Annotated in this window: 1 protein-coding gene; it reads left to right on the top strand. The window is 70.9% G+C overall.

The genetic code is table 11. The features are described from left to right. A partial coding sequence (locus ABT061_RS48215; protein ID WP_350930440.1) for an acyltransferase domain-containing protein occupies positions 1–2,380 on the top strand: 2,380 nt, incomplete at both ends.

The raw sequence follows: 2,380 nt of genomic DNA, 5'->3' as shown, positions 1-2,380 counted from the left end.
GTGGACGGCCGGTGCAGGTCCTTCTCCGAGTCGGCCGATGGGGTGGGCTGGGCCGAGGGTGTGGGTGTGCTGGTGCTGGAGCGGTTGTCGGACGCGCGCCGCAACGGTCATGAGGTGCTGGCGGTGGTGCGCGGGTCGGCGGTGAACCAGGATGGGGCGTCGAACGGGTTGACGGCGCCGAATGGTCCGTCGCAGCAGCGGGTGATCCGGCAGGCGCTGGCCGGGGCGGGTCTGTCGGCGTCGGATGTCGATGTGGTCGAGGCGCACGGCACCGGAACCCGGTTGGGTGATCCGATCGAGGCGCGGGCTTTGATGTCCACCTACGGGCAGGGCCGCGATGCCGCGGAGCCGTTGCTGCTCGGGTCGATCAAGTCGAACATCGGCCACACCCAGACGGCCGCCGGTGTGGCCGGGATCATCAAGATGGTCATGGCGATGCGCGAGGGCGTGGTGCCGCGCACGTTGCATGTGGACGAGCCGTCCTCGCATGTGGACTGGAGCGAGGGCGCGGTCGAGCTGGTGACCGAAGCGCGGTCGTGGCCTCGGGTGGAGCGGTCGCGCCGGGCTGCGGTGTCGTCGTTCGGGATCAGCGGCACCAACGCGCACGTGATCATTGAGCAGCCTCCCGGGGGGAAGGACGTGGGGGCCGGGGCTGATGGCGGGTCTGGTGGTGGCGCGATTTCGTGGGTGGTGTCGGGGCGGAGTGAGGTGGCGTTGCGGGCGCAGGCGGCCCGGTTGCTGTCGCATGTGGAGGGTTCGCCTGGTCTGGGGTTGGCCGAGGTGGGGGTGTCGCTGGCGACGGCTCGGTCGGCGTTCGAGTATCGGGCGGTGGTGGTGGGTGCTGAGCGTGCGGAGTTGGTGCGGGGTCTGGCGGCGGTGGCCGAGGGTGCGCCGGCCGCCGGTGTGGTGACCGGTTCGGTGCGGGGAGTGGCCAAGCTGGCGTTCCTGTTCACCGGTCAGGGTAGTCAGCGGGCGGGGATGGGCCGGGAGCTGTATGACCGGTTCCCGGTGTTCGCGCAGGCGTTGGACGAGGTGATCGCTGAGCTGGACCCGCTGCTGGAGCCGGCCGGGCAACTGGATGGTGGGTCGATCGAGCGGGTGGGGCGTTCGCTGCGGGAGGTGTTGTTCGCCGAGCCGGGCAGCGAGTTGGCGGGGTTGCTGGATCGGACCGGGTGGGCGCAGCCGGCTCTGTTCGCGGTGGAGACGGCGCTGTTCCGGCTGGTGTCCTCGTGGGGGGTTCGGCCGGATGTGCTGGCCGGGCATTCGATCGGGGAGCTCACCGCTGCCCATGTGGCGGGGGTGTTGTCCCTGAAGGATGCGTGTGCGTTGGTGGCGGGTCGGGCGCGGTTGATGCAGGCGCTCCCTGCCGGTGGGGCGATGGTGTCGGTGCGGGCTTCCGAGGAGGAGGTCGCCGAACTGCTGGCCGGGCGTGAGGACCAGGTGTCGGTCGCGGCGGTGAACGGTCCGGCCTCGGTGGTGATCGCCGGGGTGGAGGAGCCGGTCCTGGCCATCGCCGCCGAGTTGGAGTCTCGGGGAATCAGGACGAAGCGGTTGCGGGTGTCGCACGCGTTCCATTCGCCGTTGATGGATCCGATGCTGGAGGACTTCCGTGCCCTGGCCCGGACGTTGTCCTACGGCCCGCCGCAGATTCCGGTGGTGTCCACGGTGACCGGGCAGGCGGCCACCGACGAGCAGTTGTGCTCGCCGGATTACTGGGTGGAGCAGGTGCGTCGGGCCGTTCGCTTCTCCGACGGTGTCCGGACGCTGCACGCTCAGGGGGTGCGGGCGTATCTGGAGCTGGGCCCCGACGGGGTGCTGGCCGCGATGGCCGATGAAACCCTCACCGCGCTCACCGATGCGAACGCGGACATCGGTGCGGTAATGCGGGTGGCTGCGCCTGCGGGTTCGGCGCGCGACGCCGAGGCAGGGCCGGCGGACCTGGACGTGGTGCTGGTGTCGGCGCTGCGCGGGGGCCAGGACGAGCAGGCGACGATCATGATGGCGCTGGCCGCCCTGCACGTGCGTAAGGTGCCGGTGAGCTGGCCGGCCGTGCTCCCCGGCGCTCACCGGGTGGAGCTGCCGACGTACGCCTTCCAGCGTGAGCGGTTCTGGCCCGACGGCGCCGGCTCGCAGGTGGGAGACGTGACGGCGGCGGGACTCGTGGCCGCGAGCCACCCGCTGCTGGGAGCCGCCGTGGGGGTGGCCGGTTCGGATGGGATGTTGCTGACCGGTCGTATCTCGCTGGGGTCGCATCCGTGGCTGGCCGATCATGTGGTGGGCGGGATGGTGATCTTCCCGGGCACCGGGTTCCTGGAGCTGGTGGTGCGGGCGGGTGATGAGGTCGGTTGTGATCTGGTCGAGGAGCTGACCTTGACCGCGC

The sequence above is a fragment of the Streptosporangium sp. NPDC002544 genome, from assembly GCF_040295965.1.
In the GTDB taxonomy this organism is placed as follows: Bacteria; Actinomycetota; Actinomycetes; order Streptosporangiales; family Streptosporangiaceae; genus Streptosporangium.
The sequence above is the reverse complement of the archived record's forward strand: the minus strand, read 5'-3'. Positions and strand labels throughout refer to the sequence as shown.